Source organism: Mesorhizobium sp. M5C.F.Ca.IN.020.29.1.1, from assembly GCF_003997375.1.
In the GTDB taxonomy this organism is placed as follows: domain Bacteria; phylum Pseudomonadota; class Alphaproteobacteria; order Rhizobiales; family Rhizobiaceae; genus Mesorhizobium; species Mesorhizobium wenxiniae.
In genome coordinates, this window is the sequence record NZ_RZSW01001146.1 from 1 (window position 1) to 594 (window position 594).

At 58.8% G+C, this 594-nt stretch carries 1 protein-coding gene; it reads right to left on the bottom strand.

The window, feature by feature from the left end:
• A partial coding sequence (locus EOA85_RS36765; protein WP_127212837.1) for an NAD-dependent epimerase/dehydratase family protein occupies positions 1 to 584 on the bottom strand: 584 nt, incomplete at its 3' end.
• Positions 585 to 594 lie beyond the last annotated feature (10 nt).

Consider the following 594-nt stretch of genomic DNA (forward strand, 5'->3'; position numbering starts at 1 on the left):
CAATAGGCCATGTCGGGCCGGCCCCAAGGGCCGTAGACGGTGAAAAACCGCAAGCCGGTTTGCGGCACCCCGAAGAGATGGGCATAGGTGTGGCTCATCAATTCATCTGACTTCTTGGTAGCAGCGTAGAGCGAGACGGGCCTGTCGACCTGATCGGTCTCGCTGAACGGCACCTTGCGGTTGCCGCCATAGACCGAACTCGACGAGGCATAGACCAGATGCTCGAATGCTGGCTGCGCGCGACAGAATTCGAGCACTTCGAGATGGCCGACGACATTGGAACGGACATAGAGCCTCGGATTGTCGAGTGAATGGCGCACACCCGCCTGAGCGGCGAGATGGACAATCCTGGTTATGCCTTGCCCGGCCAAAGCGGTGGCGAGCGCGCCCTGTTCGGCGATCTCGATCTCATGAAATGAAAAATTCTTGTGGGGCTGAAGGCGGGCGAGCCGCCCCTCTTTGAGCGCCAGGTCGTAATAGTCGTTCATATTGTCGACGCCGACGACTGCTTCCCCCCTGCTCAAGAGGTGGTGGCAAACGTAGCTGCCAATGAATCCCGCGGCTCCAGTGACAAGTATAGGCAACAAGGTTCTC